General features: G+C 73.1%; 17 protein-coding genes and 1 pseudogene. 12 read left to right on the forward strand and 6 right to left on the reverse strand.

What is annotated here, in order from left to right; translation table 11 throughout:
- Window positions 1-1,142, reverse strand: a pseudogene (locus tag ABTY15_RS21925) (hypothetical protein); the annotation flags it as partial.
- Window positions 1,143-1,149: 7 nt separating this feature from the next.
- Window positions 1,150-1,326, reverse strand: a complete 177-nt coding sequence (locus tag ABTY15_RS21930; RefSeq protein ID WP_350596317.1) for a MerR family transcriptional regulator — start codon at window positions 1,324-1,326, stop codon at window positions 1,150-1,152.
- 283 nt (window positions 1,327-1,609) lie between these two features.
- Between ABTY15_RS21930 and ABTY15_RS21935 the strand changes: the two genes are divergently transcribed.
- Both ABTY15_RS21935 and ABTY15_RS21940 read left to right on the forward strand, forming a co-directional pair.
- On the forward strand, window positions 1,610-2,014 hold the full coding sequence (locus ABTY15_RS21935) for a nuclear transport factor 2 family protein (RefSeq protein WP_350596321.1): 405 nt from the start codon (window positions 1,610-1,612) through the stop codon (window positions 2,012-2,014).
- Window positions 2,015-2,768: 754 nt separating this feature from the next.
- A complete protein-coding gene (locus ABTY15_RS21940; RefSeq protein WP_350596325.1) occupies window positions 2,769-3,551 on the forward strand; it encodes a hypothetical protein in 783 nt (260 codons plus the stop codon).
- Window positions 3,552-3,567: 16 nt separating this feature from the next.
- On the opposite strand, the gene ABTY15_RS21945 is transcribed toward ABTY15_RS21940, so the two are convergent.
- On the reverse strand, window positions 3,568-4,797 hold the full coding sequence (locus ABTY15_RS21945) for an RNA-guided endonuclease InsQ/TnpB family protein (RefSeq protein ID WP_350596328.1): 1,230 nt from the start codon (window positions 4,795-4,797) through the stop codon (window positions 3,568-3,570).
- 264 nt (window positions 4,798-5,061) lie between these two features.
- Here ABTY15_RS21945 and ABTY15_RS21950 point away from each other — a divergent pair, with 264 nt between their 5' ends.
- The 5 genes from ABTY15_RS21950 (at window position 5,062) to ABTY15_RS21970 (ending at window position 9,504) form a co-directional block, all read left to right on the forward strand.
- Window positions 5,062-5,532 carry a hypothetical protein gene (locus tag ABTY15_RS21950; protein WP_350596331.1) on the forward strand — a complete coding sequence of 157 codons (471 nt, stop codon included), beginning with the start codon at window positions 5,062-5,064 and terminating at the stop codon, window positions 5,530-5,532.
- A 109-nt stretch (window positions 5,533-5,641) separates the two neighbouring features.
- Window positions 5,642-5,920, forward strand: a complete 279-nt coding sequence (locus ABTY15_RS21955; RefSeq protein ID WP_350596334.1) for a hypothetical protein — start codon at window positions 5,642-5,644, stop codon at window positions 5,918-5,920.
- Window positions 5,921-6,019: 99 nt separating this feature from the next.
- Window positions 6,020-7,195: a tetratricopeptide repeat protein gene (locus tag ABTY15_RS21960; RefSeq protein ID WP_350596336.1), complete on the forward strand. Its 1,176-nt coding sequence runs from the start codon at window positions 6,020-6,022 to the stop codon at window positions 7,193-7,195.
- A 478-nt stretch (window positions 7,196-7,673) separates the two neighbouring features.
- A complete protein-coding gene (locus tag ABTY15_RS21965) occupies window positions 7,674-8,591 on the forward strand; it encodes an undecaprenyl-diphosphate phosphatase (RefSeq protein ID WP_350596338.1) in 918 nt (305 codons plus the stop codon).
- Window positions 8,592-8,796: 205 nt separating this feature from the next.
- Window positions 8,797-9,504 (forward strand): hypothetical protein, encoded by a 708-nt coding sequence (locus tag ABTY15_RS21970; protein ID WP_350596342.1) that lies wholly within the window; start codon window positions 8,797-8,799, stop codon window positions 9,502-9,504.
- 355 nt (window positions 9,505-9,859) lie between these two features.
- Here ABTY15_RS21970 and ABTY15_RS21975 read toward each other — a convergent pair whose 3' ends face one another.
- Complete coding sequence (locus ABTY15_RS21975; protein WP_350596653.1) at window positions 9,860-11,026, reverse strand: alanine--tRNA ligase-related protein; 1,167 nt, start codon at window positions 11,024-11,026, stop codon at window positions 9,860-9,862.
- 367 nt (window positions 11,027-11,393) lie between these two features.
- On the opposite strand from ABTY15_RS21975, the gene ABTY15_RS21980 reads away from it, so the two are divergent.
- Window positions 11,394-11,768, forward strand: coding sequence for a hypothetical protein (locus ABTY15_RS21980; RefSeq protein WP_350596344.1), 375 nt, complete (start codon window positions 11,394-11,396; stop codon window positions 11,766-11,768).
- Between the two features lie 26 nt (window positions 11,769-11,794).
- On the opposite strand, the gene ABTY15_RS21985 is transcribed toward ABTY15_RS21980, so the two are convergent.
- The gene (locus ABTY15_RS21985; protein ID WP_350596347.1) at window positions 11,795-12,634 is read right to left on the reverse strand and encodes a DUF4389 domain-containing protein; all 840 of its coding nucleotides are present in this window, start codon (window positions 12,632-12,634) and stop codon (window positions 11,795-11,797) included.
- A 282-nt stretch (window positions 12,635-12,916) separates the two neighbouring features.
- On the opposite strand from ABTY15_RS21985, the gene ABTY15_RS21990 reads away from it, so the two are divergent.
- Window positions 12,917-13,174, forward strand: a complete 258-nt coding sequence (locus ABTY15_RS21990) for an amphi-Trp domain-containing protein (RefSeq protein ID WP_350596350.1) — start codon at window positions 12,917-12,919, stop codon at window positions 13,172-13,174.
- Window positions 13,175-13,311: 137 nt separating this feature from the next.
- Complete coding sequence (locus tag ABTY15_RS21995) at window positions 13,312-13,932, forward strand: L-threonylcarbamoyladenylate synthase (protein WP_350596357.1); 621 nt, start codon at window positions 13,312-13,314, stop codon at window positions 13,930-13,932.
- Window positions 13,933-14,108: 176 nt separating this feature from the next.
- Here the strand turns inward: ABTY15_RS21995 and ABTY15_RS22000 are convergent, their stop codons facing one another.
- Window positions 14,109-14,678, reverse strand: a complete 570-nt coding sequence (locus tag ABTY15_RS22000; protein WP_350596362.1) for a MarR family winged helix-turn-helix transcriptional regulator — start codon at window positions 14,676-14,678, stop codon at window positions 14,109-14,111.
- A 73-nt stretch (window positions 14,679-14,751) separates the two neighbouring features.
- On the opposite strand from ABTY15_RS22000, the gene ABTY15_RS22005 reads away from it, so the two are divergent.
- Complete coding sequence (locus ABTY15_RS22005; protein ID WP_350596368.1) at window positions 14,752-16,041, forward strand: MFS transporter; 1,290 nt, start codon at window positions 14,752-14,754, stop codon at window positions 16,039-16,041.
- A 363-nt stretch (window positions 16,042-16,404) separates the two neighbouring features.
- Complete coding sequence (locus tag ABTY15_RS22010) at window positions 16,405-17,937, forward strand: FAD-binding oxidoreductase (RefSeq protein WP_350596373.1); 1,533 nt, start codon at window positions 16,405-16,407, stop codon at window positions 17,935-17,937.
- The last annotated feature ends 8 nt before the right edge of the window (window positions 17,938-17,945 follow it).

Consider the following 17,945-nt stretch of genomic DNA (forward strand, 5'->3'; position numbering starts at 1 on the left):
AGCACCGGGTAGCCGCCGGCCCATTTGCCCTTGGTGGGGATGGTGCGCGACCACAGGTCCCGGCCGGTCTGCGACGGCGAGCCCATCAGCACCGCGTCGTCCCAGTGCCGGCGCAGCGCCTGCCACAGCAGCGTGAACGCCTGGCGGCAGGTGACGACGTCGGCGCCGTCCGGGTCGAACCACTCCCCGAGGGAGCGGATCTCGGTGGTGCCGCTGTCGGGGGCGGCGGCGGGGGCGTAGCGGCCGACGGGCTGGCGCTGGTGGACGAAGTGGCCGGCCAGCTTGTCCCGGCCGCTGCCGACGGCGGTGGTCCATCGCTCGGACGGGGTGTTCAGCCACGCGGCGACGGCGTCCTTGAGGGTGGAGTAGCGCTCGGCGCCGTCGTGCCAGGGGGCGCCGGCGGTGATGTAGATCCGCTCCGTGCCGGGGGCGGTGGCGAGGACGGCGTCCAGGATCTCCCCGGGGGTGCGGGCGCCGAGGTCGAGGCGGACGGTCTGGTCGCGGACGGCGAGCAGCCCGGCGGCCGCGTCCAGGAACACCGTGCTGCGGGCCTGCTGGGTGAAGTTGGGGCGTTTGGAGAGCAGGCCGGTGGTCACCGCCTCGAACCGTGCGCCGGCCGGGCCCTCGGGGAGGGTGGGCAGCTCGCGCGGGGCGACTGCGGCCGGCGGACGCTCCACGGCAGCGGCGGGGGCGGCTGGGGCGGCCTGGTCGGCTTGGTCGGCTTGGTCGGCCGGCGAAGCGGCGGGGGCGGGGCGGGTCAGCGCCGGGGCGACGGCGGCGACGGGCTCGGCGGCCGGCGCGGACTCGGGCGCGGGCTCGGGCTCGGGCTCGGCCGCGGGCGCCTGGACGGGCGCGGGCGCGGCGGCCTGGTCCTCGGACTTGGCCGCGCGGACGGCCGCCGGCGTCGGGTCCAGCACCGGGGCGATCCGCACGACGTCGCCGACCGACAGACCCGCGGCCTTCGCGATGGCGTCGGCCTTCGCGCCCTCGTACCCCGCGAGCCCGGTCACCCGGCGCGCCCGCTGGGCGGCGAGCCTGTCCAGTTCCTTCTGCGCGGCCGCGATCTGCTTCTCGGCGGCCGTGATCTCGGCGCGCAGCTCCCGCAGCGAGGCGAGCTCGGTGGTGTACGTCTTGCGGTCCATCAGCGGGTCACTCCCCCTCGGCGGTGGTGGTGGCGGTGGTCGGGTTGGTGGTGACGTAGGCGATCGGGCCGCCGGAGACCGATGGCAGGCGGACGCCGGGGACCACGCCGGTGGCGATCAGCTTCCTCACCGTCGGGATCGAGCACCCCAGGGCCAGCCCGGCCTGTCCGGTCGTCACGAACACACCCGCATACCTTCCACGCCTATCGACCTGGCTTGAAACGCCAGGACGACCCTACGCCTCCCCGCCGACACCGCCCGCACTGGTCGTGACCTGGTCCTGAGGATGTCCCCGGCGCGCTCTGCCGACGGCCCCGCCGGGCCGGTGGCGGTCGGTCAGGGCCGGCGGCACAACCAATTAGCGTGCGCAGCGCACGCTTTTCCTGTACAGTCATAAGCGTGCTTCAGGCACGCATCTCCGATCGAGCCACGGCGGGACACTCCCGCCCGTCACCGAAGGAATCCCCGTGAACCGCACCGGTATCCGCACCGACATCCGCACCGCCATCACCGACCTGCTCCTCACCCCGGGCCTCGACCTGGACGAGGCCGCCGACCGGCACTTCGCCCCCGACTACCGCCAGCGCACCGACGGAAGCTGGGCGGACCGCACCGAGTTCCTCGCCCACATCGCCCACCTGCGCACCGTCGTGGCCGGCGGCTCGGTCGAGGTGCACGACGAGCTCGCCGACGGCAACCGGTACGCCGACCGCCACACGATGGAGGTCCGCAAGACCGACGGGTCCACCGTCCGCATGGAGGTCTACGTCTTCGCCGAGTTCGCCCCCGACGGCCGCTTCCGCCGCGTCGAGGAGACCACCCTCCTGCTCGAAGGCGCCGAGCACGACCGGAACCTCGGCAGCGCCCGCTGACCCCCGGCCCGTCCGCCCCCCCCCCCCGAGCACCCGGCACCCGGCACCCCGCGAAACCGCCTCCCGGCCGGGCCGGGCCGATCCCCGTGCTGCGCCGTGGGAGGTTCCCCGGAGAGGCGACCACGGTCTGCCCCATCGTTCCCGTACGGATTCGGGCGGGACTCGCGAGCGGCGGCCGCGGATCGGAAGGGTCGTGCGGTGTCGGGGCGGCCGGGCGAGGACGATTCGGTCTCGATGCGACGGTGACGTCGAAGGCGCTGCGACTTCTACCGACTACCGTCGGCATGACGGTCATCTCGGCCAACTGTCGTATCACCGAACAGGATTGGACGTCCGCCCCGCAGGGGAGGCGGTACCGCCGGTAGCCCCGCCGAGTGGGGGGCGCACAGAGGATTTCCTCCCGTTGGCGTCGAACATCCTGCGTGTCCGAAACTCCACCGTGCTCAACCAGCCTTTCCCTTTCGTGCAGTTCCGTTCTGTTCCCTTTGGATTGCGCCGGTTCCGGCACCACGCCGGCACGGCCGGAATCCGTCACCTCCCCGGGCGCAAGTGCCTCCGGGCGGAGACCGTGTCATCCCGTCGAACGAGCTCCCGGTACCCGATCGACGGGAATTCCGCTGCGGCCATCCGGGATGGCCCAAGATGCCCCGAGTGCCGGAATCTTCGACTGCTACGTTCCCAAAGCCGGTTGCCACCAAGGCAGTTCCCGATCCCGGGGGCTGCCGGGCCGGCCACGAATTCGGGGAGCCCACTCATGTCACAGCCGCAGTCGCAGTCGCAGTTACGGACCTCACGGTCCCGACGGATCACCGCCACCGTTGCCCTCGCCCTGAGCGCGGCGGTTCTCGCGCCGATACCGGCGGCCCACGCCGGGCCGGCCCAGGCGGAGCCCTCCACGGCACGGGCCGGTGCCACGTTCACCGTCACCGAGGACCTCGGCAACGCCACCGCCACGCTCACCGTCGACCTCGACCCGCCCACCCCGTCGAGCGACGGCTCCCCGCCGGCCCGCTCCGATGCGGACATCGCCCAGGAACTGACGAAGCTGACCGAGGTGGTGGCCGCCACCCCGGCCTCCGCGAACGACCTGCTGAGCGCGGAGGAGCGGGCCGTCCTGGAGGCCGACGTCGTCTCCCCCGACGAGCCGGATGCCGTCACGGTCCCGGCGGCGACTGCGGCCAAGGGCGGTGACCCGGTCGCCGCCGGTCAGGACCCGGGCGGCGGCTCGCCCGGCCGGGGCGTGCTCAAGTGCTACGACAACCGCAGCTGGACGGACGCCCGGGGGACCTTCTCCGCCCGCCACAACTGCGCCTACAACAACATCAACTGGGGGTACAAGATCTCCCCGGCGATCCAGGCCATCATCAGCAGCCCGGTACGGGAGACCGGTCTGCGCTGGTGGCGCAACGGCAAGTCGCAGCCGGCCAACAGCCCCCACACGGTGGGCAAGTCCTACCTGTTCCACGGGACGATCGGCCAGGTCGCCTCCTGGGACGCGATCGACTACCAGGACTACTTGACATCCTCTCCCCCCTAAAGGGGGGCGATTCCCCTCAGCCTCGCGGCTGAGACGCCCCGCGTGTGCGGGGTGCTGGGACGACTTCCTGCTTCACCGACGACTGCCCGCCCGGAGTGCTCCGTTGAGGTCTGACACCGTCTCCACAGGCTGTAACCGCCAGCCCGGCGGCCAGGATGTTCTTCGCCGCGTTCACGTCCCGGTCGTGGGTCGTCCCGCAGCCGCACGTCCACTCGCGGACGTTCAGCGGCATCCTGCCTTGCAGGGTGCCGCAGGCCGAGCACAGCTTCGAGCTGGGGAACCACCGGTCCACGGTGATCACCTCGCGTCCGTACCAGTCGGCCTTGTACTCCAGCATCGACCGCATCTCGGTCCAGCTCGCGTCCGCGATGGCTCGGGAGAGCCTGCGGTTCTTGAGCATGTTCCTCACGGTCAGGTCCTCGATCACGACCACTTGGTTTTCGCGGACGAGTCGAGTGGTGAGCTTGTGCAGGAAGTCCCTGCGCCGGTCGGCGATCCGCGCATGGGTCTTGCCGACCCTGATACGCGCCTTCGCCCGGTTGGTGCCGTCGCCCTTGGCCTTGCGGGCAAGGTCCCGCTGGGCCCTGGCCAGGCGTTCCCGGTCCCTGCGCTCGTGCCGCGGGTTGGTGATCTTCTCTCCGGTGGAGAGTGTCACCAGTGCGGTGATGCCGGCGTCGACACCCACTGCCGCATTGACCGGGGCGGGCATCAACGGCCTGTCGTCGCACAGCATCGAGACAAACCAGCGTCCCGCGCCGTCCTGCGACACCGTCACCGTGGACGGCAAGACACCCTCCGGAAGCGGACGCGACCACACGATGTCCAGCGGCTCCGCCATCTTCGCCAAGGTCAGCCTGCCGTCGCGGAACCGGAACCCGCTGGTGGTGTACTCCGCGCTCTTGCGGGACTTCTTCCGGGACTTGAACGTCGGGTACTTCGCCCGCTTCTGCCAGAAGTTGGTGAACGCCCCCTGCAAGTGCCGCAGCGTCTGCTGCAACGGAACGGAGGAGACCTCGGACAGGTAGGCCAGATCCTCGGTCTTCTTCCACCCGGTCAGCATCGCGGAGGTGGCGTTGTAGTTCACCCGCTCCTGACGCAGGGTCCACGCCTCCGTGCGCGCCTGCAACGCCAGGTTGTAGACCTTGCGAACACACCCGAACGTGCGCGACAGCTCAGCCGCCTGCGCATCGGTCGGGTAGAAGCGGTACTTGAACGCCCGCTTCACGTGATTCGTGGTCACGCTCACAAACTAGCGGGGCCACAGGATAACGATCAAATCTGCGGATCAGAGCACCGCGGTCCGCCTTGGCTGCGAATCGCAGCCCCATGCCCTGCTCCGCAGGAGTTTCGTTTCTCCCCCGCAAGCGGGAGGCACCCCCACCCCCGGCTGAAGCCGGGGGTATCCACGAAAGGACTCAGATGACCTTCTCGGTCACCGTGGGCGGGCGTCCCGGTCGCGGCACGCTGACGTTCGCCGGCGGCCTGGTGCCGCTTCGCGGATAATCGCCGGATGACCAATCCTGCGACGACGGCGGCCGTGTGGGCCGGGACGGTCGTCGACCGTCTCGGCCTGGGCGGCCGGTGCCGTATCGACGTGACGACCGTGCCGGAGGGTCGGCCCTCCCCCGCCCCGCTGCCCGGCCCCGACGCGCCGTACCGCTCGGCGCTGACCATCGCAGCGCCGGACGGACCGTCGGCCTCGTCCGACGGCCCGCCGCTGGACGCCGGCGTGTACGTGACCGTCACCCTGGACGCGGAGTGGACGCGGGTCCACCTGCCACTCGACCTGGCACCGACCGATGCCCTGGTGCTGCTCGCGGACCGGCTGCAGGACTGGGCGGTCGAACTGACCCACGGAACGGCGCTGCCCCCGTGCCCGGGGCACCCGCACCCGATGCGCGCGGCCGTGGTGGACGGCGCCGCCGTGTGGTGCTGCCCGGCCCGGCCGGACGGCACCGGCCCGCTCCTCCCGATCGCCTGACCGACCGTAGCGCCGCCCCGAGGGCCGCGGGAGCCGGCGCCTGGTGCGGCGGTCGGCGCCGGCTGCGGTGGGTTTTCTCGGTGTCGTGGGGTTCGGATAGGTTGCCCGGATGATTGACACGGACCCGCTGGTGCCCGTCCTCGCCGGACTGGTCGTGGACACTCTCTGGTTCCTCGACAACTGCGGGGACGAGGAGGTGGATCCCGACTCCGCGGTGAAGATGGCGGAGAGCGTGACCTGGGTGCTGCGGCAACTGCCGCCGGGCCAGCGCGGCCGCTTCCTGCGGGTGCTCGGGGACTTGGCCGCGGTCGAACCGGATCCGAGGCGGCGCGAGTACCTGGAATCGTTCCCCTTCGCCTGCGGCCTGGTCGAGGAGCGACCTGCCTGAGGCCGGGAGCGGTCCGGCCGGGCTCGCTCCGGGTCGAGTCGCACCGTGCGCAGGCACATACGATCATCGCCGCATCGGGCGCCGGGTGAGGGAGCGAACATGGTGGTGTGGCGGCGGAGTCGGGCGCGCAAGCACGACCCTCGGCTTGTCGGCTCCCTGACCGACGAGGCGAACCGCCTGCTGACCGGCGGTTCGTGGGCGGAGGCCGAACCCGTCCTGCGGCAGGTCGTCCGACTGCTGACCGAGCAGCTGGGCGCAACCGATCGGACCACCCTGAGCGCGCGCATCGGCCTGGCATGGGCACTGATCGAGCTGCGGCGCCACGAGGAAGCAGTGGCGGAGCTGCGTGTGCTGCTCCCCCTGGCCCTGGCCGCCTGGGGAGAGCGGCACGAGTCCGCCAACGGGGTCCGACTGCACCTGGGGAAGGCGCATTTCGCGTCGGGGCGCCCTGAGCGCGCCGAGGAACTGGCACGCGTCATCCTGGCCGTGTACCCGACCATGGACGGGCTGCGCCTGCGGGCATGGAGGCTCCTGGCGGAGGCACTCAGCGACCTGGGCCGCCACCGCGAGGCCGCGGACGAGTACACCGCTCTCCTGACCGCCGCCTCACCGGTCTACGGCGGAGACGACAAGCAGCTGATGTGGGTGCGTGCCGCCCGACTGCACCAACTCGCGTTCCTGGGAGAGCGCGACCTGGTCGAGCGGGAGTCCCGGGCCCTTCTGACCGGCCTTGTCGACGACGACCCCCTGCGGGAGAACGTCAGCGGCGCCCATGCCTTCGTCCTCAACAGTGCCGGCCACCACGCCCAGGCCGAGACCGTCCTCAGGGCCGCCCTCGCCCACCACGACCGAACCGGCCTCTCCCTCGGCCTCGCGCGCAGCCTCAACGGCCAAGGCCGCCACGAGGAAGCGTTGCAGGTGCTCACCGACGTCGAGGCGAGGTGCCGGCAGGCCCGCGGTACCGGATACGCGGGCCTGCTCCACACCCTCACCGCCCAGGCCCTGCTCGGTCTCGGACGACCGGACGAGGCCGAGCCCGAGGCCCGTCAGGCGGTTGAGGCCGCTGAGGCCGCTGAGGCCTGCCACGGCCTCACCGATCACCGCAGTCTGGAAGCGGCCACCGTCCTCGGCAGCGTCCTCGCCGCGCAACACCGCCGCGCCGAGGCGAGGGAACACCTCACCCGCTGCGCCGCCGCCTGGCGCCGGCGCTTCGGCCCCCACCACCCCCGCACCATCGCCACCGACGCCGAACTCTCCGCCGTGCCGCAGTCCTGACCTCGCCTCGGCGTGGCCATCGCCGGCAAGCAGGGCGGATCGACTTCGCTGACGGGTCTCTGACCTGCTAGTATTCTTCTCGTCGCGAGGAGCTGATTCCTCGCCAGGCGTCAGCGGTGCTACCAGAGCACGTCCTACTTTCAGTAGGGAGAGTCCGTGCGATCCGGGCCTGGCGCTCCACGGTCGGACGAGGTCCGGTGCCCTTCGGGGTGCCGGGCCTCGTCCGCGTTTGCTGGCCGTTCGCGGGGCAGGGCGGTCCGTCGGCGCACGCGGATGTGTCGATCTCGGCGGGCGCTGGCGGGGCGTCAACTCGGTTGCCGGGCGGGCGTCGAGTGCGGGTGAGCCCGCAGGTGAGCCGGCGAAGTACATAGATCATCTTGTAGTAATCTCGCTCCGCCGAGGGACGGGGGAAGCGGCGTCACCCTCGTGCGGAGGCCGTGCACGGGCCTCCCGCCGATTGCGAAAGTCGTCGTCGAAGATGTCCGTCCTGACCTATCCCGAAGCCGTCGGTATCGGCCTGTTGCAAGGCGTCACCGAGCTGTTCCCGGTCTCCAGCCTGGGCCACGGCATCCTGCTGCCCGCGCTGATCGGCGGGCGCTGGCGGCACGACCTCGACGTGTCCGCGCCGGGCTCGCCGTACCTGGCCGTCCTGGTGGGGCTGCGGCTGGCCACCACGCTGGCGCTGGTGATCAGGTTTCGGCAGGACTGGGCGCGGATCGTGCGGGGCCTGTGCGGTTCGGTCCGCCGGCGGCTGATCCGCGAACCGGACCAGCGCCTCGCCTGGCTGGTGATCGCGGGCGCCACGCCCGTCGGGGTCGCCGGGCTGGCCATCAGCGGGGTGTTCAAGGCGGCGCTGGGCAAGCCCGTCCCCGCCGCCGTCTTCCTCACCGTGAACGGACTCGTGCTGTTCGGCGTCGAGTTGCTCCGGCGCGACGGCTCCGGCCGGCGCCGGGCGCAGCCGTACGTCGCCCCGGGCGACGAGCACCTCTCCGCCGAGGGGCAGTCGGACCGCCGGATCGTCCAGTTGAGCTACTGGCAGGCGGCCTGCATCGGGGCGGCGCAGATCACCGCCTTCCTGCCCGGGATCAGCCGCACGGGGATCACCATCGGCGCCGGCGTCCTCAACGGCCTGTCCCACGAGGACTCGGCCCGCTTCGCGTTCCTCCTCACCGCGCCCGTGATCGGGTCCGCCGCCCTGTTCGAACTGCCCTCGCTGATCGACGCGTACGGCGCCGATCTCGGCGCACAGGTGCCGGTGGCGACGGTCATGGCCTTCGTCGGCGGGTACGCGGCCGTGCACTTCCTCAGCAGGTACTTCAGGACGCACACGCTGAAACCGTTCGCCTGGTACTGCTCGCTGGCCGGGCTCGGCGCGCTGGTCTGCCTCACGGCCTGAGCTCCGCCTCGAACGAGCAAGTCCATGGTGGGCGCGGTCACAGCCGGGGGCGCCGCCGCCCCGGGTGCAGGGCCGACCTGCAACGTCGCGGCCGCCTCCACGGCTGTTTGAGACGCCATCAGCCGTGTCGGCGCGTGTGCGGGGATCCCTGGTATCGTGACGCCCCGCTTCATTTGAACGCGTTCAATAATGGGGGTGGGCGGAGATGGAGATGGGGACGGCGAGCGCTACCCGTCGGCGGGTGCCACGGGCGGCGCGGGTGCTGGCGGTGCTGGCGGTGGTGTGCGCCGCGCCGGCGCTGGCCTGGGTGGTCGTGGTTGGCGGGTCGTTCATCGACGGTCCGCTGGTGCTCGGTTCGCTGGCGACGGCCGTACCGCTGTTCACGCGGGACGCGGCCACCTTCCGGACGGCCTGCCTGGCCACCGGCTGGGCGGTACTCGTGCTCTCGGCCCTCGGCTTCCTCTTCGGGCTGTTCGCGCTGACGCCGGCGGGCATCGTCCTCCTGACGGCGGGAAGCCGGTCGCACCCCGGGCCGCGCCGCCTACCGCTGCTGGTCGGCGGCCTGGTGTCGGCGACGGCCCTCGGCCTGGCCGGCTGGGTGATCGGCCAGAGCTGGGTCGCCCCGTACTTCCGGGAGCCGGACGCGTACCTCGCCACCGTCCGGGAAGGCAGCCCGCTCCTTGGCCTCGGCCCCCGTCCGGCGGAGATCCGGGGCGACGGCTCCGGCCTTGGCCACGGCGCCACGGACGTCAGCCTGGCCGAGACGGGCGGCGTACCCGGCGGCAGGCTCATCGTCGTCTTCGACCCCCGTACTCCCGCCGCCGACCTCGCCGTCCTGCGCCAGAGGATCGTCGGCCTGCCGGGCGTCGGCGACGTCCGGCTCTGCGACCCGCCCACCCACAACTGCCGCTGACGGGGCCTCCCCGCGACAGCCGGCCCGTGATCGGCTGTCGCCGATGGAGACTCTGACCTGCTAATATTCTTCTCGTCGCGAGGGAGATGATTCCTCGCCAGGCGTCAGCGGTGCTACCAGAGCACGTCCTACTTTCAGTAGGAAGAGTCCGTGCGATCCGGGCCTGGCGCTCCACGGTCGGACGAGGTCCGGTACCCAATTCGGGTACCGGACCTCGTCCGCGTTTGCGGGCCGTTCGCGGGTCGGGACGGCGGCAACGCGGCCGGTCCTGACCCGTCCCGAGGCCGTCGGTGTCGCCGGGCCGCCGCGGTCGGCCCCGGGCGGGAGGACTCGCCCGGGGCCGGGCCCAGGGCTGTTACTGCGGGCGCAGGTTGAGGACGAGGTCGCGGGGCAGGCCGTGGGTGTCGTGGAGGTAGTGGAGGTCGTCCTCGGTCAGCGGGCCGCGGAAGCGGGGGCGGGAGAGCACCTGGCGGCCACGGTCCAGGAGGCGGCCGAAGCGGTGCTCCTCGTCGAGCAGCACCTGGCGCACGGACTGCGGGTCCACGTCCTGGCGGAAGCGGTCCAGGGTGTGCCGGACCAGTTCGAGGGGCAGGTCGCCGAGTCCGCGCCGCGGGTCGTCCCGGCGCAGCACGGTGAGCACCCGGCGGACCAGGCGGCGCAGCACGTAGCCGCGGCCGGTGTTGGACGGGCGGACGCCGTCGCCGATGACGACGATGCCCGAGCGCAGGTGGTCGCAGACCAGCCGCAGGGACGGTTCGTCCAGCTGCCACAGGGGCGGGACGAGGCGGCGCCAGGGGTCGAAGACGTCGCACTCGAAGACCGACGAGCGGCCCTGCAACAGCGAGGAGAGCCGTTCCAGGCCCAGTCCGGTGTCGATGTTGCGCTGCGGGAGCGGGACGAGCGTGCCGTCGTCGAGGCGCCGGTGGCGCATCATCACGTGGTTCCACACCTCCACCCAGCGGTCGTCGCGGGTGGGCGTCGACTGCGGCGGGGTGTCGCCGGTCCACAGGAAGATCTCCGAGTCCGGGCCGCACGGGCCGGTCGGTCCGTTGGACCACCAGTTGTCCTCGACGGTGAGCTCGACCGGCACGCCGCGGTCCTGCCACAGCTCCAGCGAGCCGGTGTCCGGGCCGACCTGGTCGTCGCCGCCGAAGACGGTGACGTGCAGCAGGCCCGGATCGATGCCGAACCCGTCGGTGAGCAGCCCGTAGCCCCAGTCGAGGCTCTGCGGGCCCTCGTAGTCGCCGAGGGACCAGGTGCCGAGCATCTCGAAGACGGTCAGGTGGGTGCGGTCGCCGACCTCGTCGAGGTCCGTGGTGCGCAGGCAGCGCTGGACGTTGACCAGCCGCCTGCCGAGCGGGTGCGGGCGGCCCTCCAGGTAGGGCGTGAGGGGGTGCATGCCGGAGGTGGTGAACAGCACCGGGTCTCCGGGCGGGGGCAGCAGGGTCGAGCCGCTGATCCGGCGGTGGCCGCGTTCCTCGAAGTACTCGATGAAGGTGCGGACGAGCTGATCGGTGGTCATGCCGGTGGTCATGCCGGTGTTCATGGGGTGGCTCCGGAGGGAAGCAGGGGAGGCACCGGACAACAGTCCACGCGATCGTCGGGACCGGGGAGGCGAACGCCCCGGGGCCACCACCGGCGGACCGTTTCCGGTCGCCGGGGGGATGAGGTACGTCAGGCGGCGGCAACCGGCGAGCTGGTCGCTCGCGCGGTCGCGGTGAGGGTGCTGGGGCCGGTGACGTTCATGGTGCCGAGGGTAACGCGGCCCGCTCCCCCGGTGCACCCGGTTTACCGCCAGGAGCCCGGTACCGTGACGTGTCCGGCGGATGACGGCCGGGCCGCGGGCCGGCGGCGCCGGCGGCAGGGAGCGATGGAGAGGCAGTGGACGGATGACCCTGGAGGAAGGCCGGCGCGTCAGGTTGGCCGAGGACCTCGGGATCGGTGAGGCGCTCGCCGGGGAGCCCGGGGCCGTCGTCGGGTTCCTCTCGCTGGGCGCCGGGACGGAGGGCACCGTCGAGCGGGTGGAGGGGGAACTCCCGGAGAGCCACGAGGTGCGCGAGTACCAGCGGCTCAAAGCACTGTTCGAGGACTACGGCCACACCATGCCGGCGGCGAGCCGGGAGCGGCTGGAGGCGGAGATCGCCGCGCTGGAGCCGGAGTGGGCCGCGCACCGGGAGCGCGGGAGCCGGGTGACGGTCCGGGTCCGGCTGGACAACGGCTTCGTCCTCGACGGGCTGCACCAGGACGTCCTCACCCCGGTTTGACGGCGGACGGACGGTCCGAGGGCCGGTCAGCCAGCCGCCGGAGGTGTGGAGACGACCCTCGCGGTGGCCGGGCCCGGCACGAGGGGGGCGATGACGTGCCGGGTCGGGTTGGTGTCGTCGTCGTTGTCGTCCGAGTTCACCGAGGCGGTGACCGAGCTCGTCGCCCAGGAGAGCAGGCCGAGGAGGACGAAGACGACGAGCAGGCCGCGCCCGGCGGAGCTCAGGACGAGCGGGCGGGTGGCCGACACCGGACCCTCCGGCTCGCTGTCCGGCTCCTCCCCGAACAGGCGCTTGGGGTAGGCGGAGGAGAGCATCACCAGGTAGGCGACGTAGCGCACCCGGTAGCGCAGGATCGCGGTCGTCGCCTCGTACAGCGGCTGCGGCATCCGGCCGAGGACCAGGACGACGAGCCAGCTGATGAACGAGACCGTCCACCACCCGGCGTACACCAGGCCCTGCACGATCGACGCCGGGATGACGAGGATGATGCGGAACAGGACGGCGAGCCGGTTCAGCTCACCCGGCCGCAGCCCGACCTGCACCGGGTGGTCGGGGGCCCGGAAGCGGAACGGCGGGTAGCTGTCCACGGTGAGCATCAGGTACGCGCTGACGCGGGTCTCGTACGGGACGAACGCGCTGAGGTAGTCCGCCGCGAAGCCGGGCAGCCGGCCGAGCACCAGCGCGCCGAACCAGCCGATGACGGCGACGAAGAACGCCGCCACCGACAGCACCCACACCACCACGAACTGGGGGATCAGCAGCAGGGCGCGCAGCAGCACCGTCCAGCGGTTCTGCGGGCCGGACGCCGGCATGTCCAGCACCGGGAGCCACTCACGGCTGACGGGGGCGGGGGGCGCCTGCCACATCCGGGCCTCCACGGTCTCGGGACGGCGGGACCCGGCGGTCGGGCGCGGCCGGGCGTCCTCCGAAGATCGCAGCACCCCGCCCGGCCCGCGCGTCACGCTGCGCCGGACGGGCCAGTCGGACGGGCCAGTCGGACGGGTCAGTAGAGGTTCGTCGACGAGGAGGCCGTCGTCGACGCGGCATCGGAGTCCCCCCGCAGGGCCGGTGGCCGGCCGCCGGGCCGATGGGGGCGGGCGGCGCGAGAATGGCGGCAGCTGCTGTTTCCATCGGCTTGGGAGGCATCCGTGAAGGATCTTGAGTTCGAGCAGAAGCGCACGCTGTCACGCGCCGAGGCCGCCGATCAGCTCGACGCGCTGGCGGCCGCGCTCAGGCGCGGTGGCCAGGCCGAGCTGGACCTCGGGCCCGGGAAGCTGACGCTACGGGTCCCCGACGAACTCCGCACCGAGATCGAGGTCGAGCTGGAGAACGGCGAGATCGAGCTGGAGATCGAGCTGTCATGGCACACGGGGCAGCCGGACCGGGCTGCGGAGGCCGGCGACTGACCGTAAGGCGAGCGGGGGCGCGTGGGGCCGGCTCTGCACGTCCGGGCGCGATCGGGGGCGGCACCGGGCGCGGAGCGGGCGCCGGTGGCCGGGCGGGCCGGGGCCTGGTCGGGCGGTGGATCCCGTAGGGTCGGCCAATGGCGAAGTACTTCGACGTGCACCCGCAGACCCCGCAGGCCCGCACCATCGGCACGGTGGCCGACAGCCTCCGTTCCGGGGCCCTGATCGCTTACCCGACCGACTCCTGTTTCGCCCTGGGCTGTCGCATGGGCGACCACGAGGGTCTCGAACGGATCCGGTCGATCCGGCGGCTGGACGACCGCCACCACTTCACCCTGATGTGCGAGAACTTCGCGCAGCTGGGGCAGTTCGTCCACATCGACAACGCGGTCTTCCGTGCCGTCAAGGCGGCGACGCCGGGCAGCTACACCTTCATCCTCCCCGCCACCAAGGAGGTCCCGCGCCGTCTGATGCACCCCAAGAAGAAGACGGTGGGGGTCAGGATCCCCGACCACGTCGTCGCACGGGCGCTGCTCGCCGAGCTCGGCGAGCCCCTCGTCTCCAGCACCCTGATCCTCCCCGGCGAGGACGAGCCGATGACCCAGGGGTGGGAGATCAAGGAACGGCTGGACCACGTGCTGGACGCCGTGGTGGACTCCGGCGACTGCGGAACCGAGCCGACGACGGTCGTCGACTTCTCCGGCGGCGCGGCGGAGATCGTCCGGCGCGGGGCCGGCGACCCCACGCGCTTCGAGTGACGGCACCACCCGGTACGGCTCGCCGACGCCTTGAGGGCCGCCGGGCCGTGGAGGACCGGGTCAGTGGGGAGAGCCGGACCGGATGACGGGGTCAGCGGGGGCCGGCTTCGCGGACGCCGCCCGTGGCCGCCGCCGGCCCGTCCTCGTTCCCCGAACCGCCGTCGCGGGCCGCGGGTTCAGGCCTCCAGTGCGGCCAGCAGGTCGCGCAGCAGGTCGTTGAGCTGGGCGGCCCGCTCGGGGCCGAGGGTGTCCACGGCGCGGCGCTGGACGTCGAGGCCGGCGGCCACCGCCCCGTCGATGATCGACCGGCCCTCGGGGGTGAGGCTGATCCGCAGTCCGCGGCGGTCGTTCGGGTCGGGGGAACGGGTGACCAGGCCGGCCCGCTCCAGCTTGTCCAGGCGGCCGGTCATGCCGCCGGTGGTCAGCATCAGGGTGGCGGTCAGTTCGCGCGGCGAGAGCGAGAACGGCTCGCCGGAGCGGCGCAGGGTGGCCAGGACGTCGAACTCGCCGCGCCCGATGCCGAATGCGGCGTACGCGCGCTCCATGCGGTCGCCCATGCCGCGGGAGAGTCGGTAGATCCGCCCGAAGGCCTCCATGGCGTGCAGGCACTCCGTCAGATCGGGCCGCTCCCGGCGCCACTGGGCGGCGATCGCGTCCACCGGGTCGGGGGCGGCGGTGGCCGTGGCGACGGTGGCCGGGGCAGCGGTGTGGGGCGGGTTCGGGGCGGCGTCGGCGCTGATGGTCATGCGGTCAGTGTGGCACAGGATCACTTGCCAGAAAGAAGCTTGACAGCAATTAGCTTAGTGCTAAGTTACTTACATGCTTTCAAAAAGGAGCCCGGGCTTCCCCGGCGAACGCAGCCTGATGACGGCCCTGGCCATCGACGCCCTCGGCAACGGCATGTACGTGCCGTTCAGCCTGGTCTTCTTCCGCCACGTCACCGACCTGCCGCTGGCCGTCATCGGACTGGTGCTCACCGCCACCGGCCTGCTCGCAATGGTCGCGCTGCCGCTGGTCGGCACCGCCGTGGACCGCTTCGGCGCCCGCCGCATGCAGATCGCCCTCCACCTGGTCCGGGCCGCCGGATTCGCCGTCTACCCCTTCGCCTCGGCGCTGCCCGCCTTCGTCGCCGTCACCCTGGTCACCGCCGTGGCGACCCGCGGCTACCCGGCCGTCCAGCAGGCCAGGATCGGCGAACTCACCTCCGGCAGCGGCCTGGAACGCGTCAACGCCCTCGGCCGCAGCCTCGCCAACGCCGGCCTCGGCGCCGGCAGCATGCTCGCCGCCCTGCTCGTCGGCCTGGCCGGCGACGGCGGCTACACCGTCGCCGCCCTGCTCAACGCCGCCAGCTTCCTGGCCGCCGCCGCCCTGGTCCGCCGTGTCCCGGACGCCCGCCCGGACACCGGCCCGGCGGCTGCCGACGGCCCCGCGACCGGCGACGGCCCCGCCCCGCGCAGCACCGGGCACGTCGGCTACCGCGCGGTCCTGGCCGACCGGCCGTTCCTCGGCCTGGCCACCGCCAACCTGCTGATCTCCCTCAGCTACGCCTCGCTCGCGGTGCTGCTCCCGGTGTACGTGACGGGCGTGCTGCACGCCTCCGCCTCGTTGGCCGGCCTCGCCTTCGCCGTCAACACCGTGCTCTGCGCCGCCCTCGGCGTCCCCGCCGGGCTCGCCGTGCGCCGCTTCACCACCCGCAACCGGGCCGCCGCCACCGGCGCCGCCCTGTTCGCCGCCGGCTTCCTCGCCCAGGCCCTGCTGGTGCCCGCCACCGGACGCTTCACCACCGCCGGACTGCTCGCCGTGGTGGTCGTGGTCACCCTCGGCGAGATCGTCCACAACCCGGCCGCCTCGGCCCTGGTCACCGACACCGCCCCGGCCGCCGTCCGCGGCCGCTACATGGCCACCTACCAGCTCTCCTGGTCGCTCTCCGCGGCCCTCGCCCCCTCGCTGCTCACCGGGCTGCTGGCCCTCGACAGCCGACTGCCCTGGCTGGTGCTGGCCGCCACCGCACTGGCCGGCGGCGCCCTGCTGCTCCGCCTGGAGCGCCGACTGCCCGCCCGGGCCGTCCGCCCCGAACCGCGGCAGGCCGACCTGACCACGGCGGCCTGAGCACCGCGGCCCGAGCGCTGCGACCTGAGCACCGCGAACCCCGCCGAGCAGGACCTCCTCCGCCGCCGCCTGGCCGGTCGCCCCCACCGGACGACCGACCAGGCGGCGGCGGAGGGCTGTCGAGCGGGCACGACGTCACCCGCGCGGCCGGCGGGGGCGGCACAGGGGCGGTATGGGCCGACACGGGCGCGGCACGCGGGGACGGCACGGGCCCGGATGCCGTGGCGGTGACGCGGCAGCAGCGACGGCCGGCCGGCGGCCCGCGCGCCGGAAGGCGCAGTCCGGCACGCCGGTGTCCCGCGGCTGCGTGACGATCGGCAGGACAGCACACCGCGCTCCGGCCGCACGGGAGAAGGGCGCGCCATGACCATCGACCGACGACGCCTCCTCGCCGCCTGCGGCGCCGCCGCCACCCTGGCGGTGGTCCGCGGCACACCCGCCGCCAGCACGCCCGCCCCCGGCACGCCCGCCCGCGCGCTGGCGGCGTTCCCGGCCCGCGACCGCCGGTGGGCGGCCGCGCCTGCCGACTGGCAGGCGCTGCGGAAGCGTCTGGGCAGCCGGCTGGTGCTCCCGGCCGATCCCGGGTACGGCACCGCCCGGCTCGGCTACAACCGGCTGAACGACGGTCAGCTGCCGGCCGCGGTGGCGCAGTGCGGGTCGGCGGACGACGTGCGGGCCTGCCTGGACGTGGCGCGCGGGCACGGGATCCCGATCGCGGCCCGCAGCGGCGGCCACAGCTACCTGGGCTACAGCATCCCCGCCCGGGGCCTGGTGATCGACCTGCGCGGGATGGCCGACGTCCGGGTGCGCCCCGACGGCACCGCCGAGGTCGGCGCCGGCGCCCGGCTGATCGAGGTGTACGCGGCGCTCGCCCAGGCGGGCCGGCTGATCCCGGGCGGCAGCTGTCCGACCGTCGGGGTCGCCGGCCTGGCCCTCGGCGGCGGCATCGGGGTGCTGACCCGCAAGTACGGGCTCACCTGCGACCGGCTGGCCGCGGCCGAGCTGGTGGCCGCCGACTCGCGCCTGCTCACCGCCTCGCCGTCGCAGGAGCCCGACCTGTACTGGGCGCTGCGCGGTGGCGGTGGCGGCAACTTCGGCGTGGTGACCCGGTTCGACTTCGCCACCGCTGCCGCGCCCGGGCTGACCGTCTTCGTGCTCCGCTTCCCGGCCGGCTCGGTGACCCAGGTGCTCGGGGCCTGGCAGCAGTGGGTGGCCGGGGCCCCGTACGAGCTCTGGGCCAGCTGCCAGATCTCCGGCGGCACCCCGCCCGGCTGCCGGATCGTCGGCTGCTGGGTGGGTGACCCGAGCGGCGTCGACCCGCTGCTCGACCGGCTGGTGCGGGCGGCCGGCACCACCCCGACGTCGCGCACCGTCTCCCCCAAGGACTACCTGGGAGCGATGATGTTCATGGCGGGCTGCTCGAACGACACCGTCGCCCAGTGCCATCCCACCTGGGAGGGCGGCGTGCTGCCCCGGGCCGGCTTCGTCGCGGTCTCCCGGATGCTGGGGCCGGCGCCGCTGGATCCGGCGAAGGCCACGGCGCTGATGGCGGGGCGTACCGGCGTCAGCCTGCTGCTGGACTCCCTGGGCGGGGCCGTCGGCGAGCTCGCCCCGGACGCCACCGCCTTCCCGCACCGTGACTCGCTCGCCAGCGCCCAGGTCTACGCCGGCGCCACGGCCATCAACGAGGACCGGGTCCGTGCCACCGTGGACGCGATCCGCGACGGGCTGGCCGGGATCGGCGCGCACGGCGCCTACGTCAACTACATCGACGCCACGCTGCCCGACTGGGGCCGCGCCTACTACGGCGGGAACCTCCCGCGGCTGAAGGACGTGGCCCACCGCTACGACCCGGACGGCGTCTTCGCCTTCCCCCAGTCGGTGGCGGCCGCCTGAGTCCTGCC

It is taken from the genome of Kitasatospora sp. NPDC097643, assembly GCF_040302625.1.
In the GTDB taxonomy this organism is placed as follows: Bacteria; Actinomycetota; Actinomycetes; order Streptomycetales; family Streptomycetaceae; genus Kitasatospora.